Origin of the sequence: Streptomyces johnsoniae (assembly GCF_031845565.1) — a bacterium.
Classification (GTDB): Bacteria; Actinomycetota; Actinomycetes; order Streptomycetales; family Streptomycetaceae; genus Streptomyces; species Streptomyces johnsoniae.
The window spans coordinates 1-447 of the sequence record NZ_JAVREV010000078.1; the positions used below are offsets into that span (position 1 = coordinate 1).

Annotated in this window: 1 protein-coding gene; it reads right to left on the reverse strand. The window is 68.9% G+C overall.

The features are described from left to right. A partial coding sequence (locus RM779_RS33345; protein WP_311621543.1) for a glutamate synthase-related protein occupies positions 1 to 447 on the reverse strand: 447 nt, incomplete at both ends.

A 447-nucleotide genomic window follows, 5' to 3' on the forward strand; every position in this document is an offset into this window, starting at 1 on the left:
GTAGAAACCGGCTGCGCTGCCGAGCTTCTCGTACTCGGCGGCGTAGCGGGGGTGGTTGTCGCCCAGCGCGATCAGTGCGGCGGTGCCGATCGCGACCGCGTCGGCGCCCAGCGCCAGCGCCTTGGCCACGTCGGCGCCCGAGCGGATGCCGCCGCTCACGATCAACTGAACTTTCCGGTGTACGTCCAGTTCCTGCAGGGCCTGCACCGCCTGCGGCACCGCGGCCAGGGTCGGGATGCCGACGTGCTCGATGAACACCTCCTGGGTGGCGGCCGTGCCGCCCTGCATGCCGTCGACCACCACCACGTCGGCCCCGGCGTGCACGGCCAGCTTCACGTCGTAATAGGTGCGGGTGGCCCCGACCTTGACGTAGATGGGTTTCTCCCAGTCGGTGATCTCCCGCAGCTCGTTGATCTTGATGGTCAGATCGTCCGGGCCGGTCCAGTC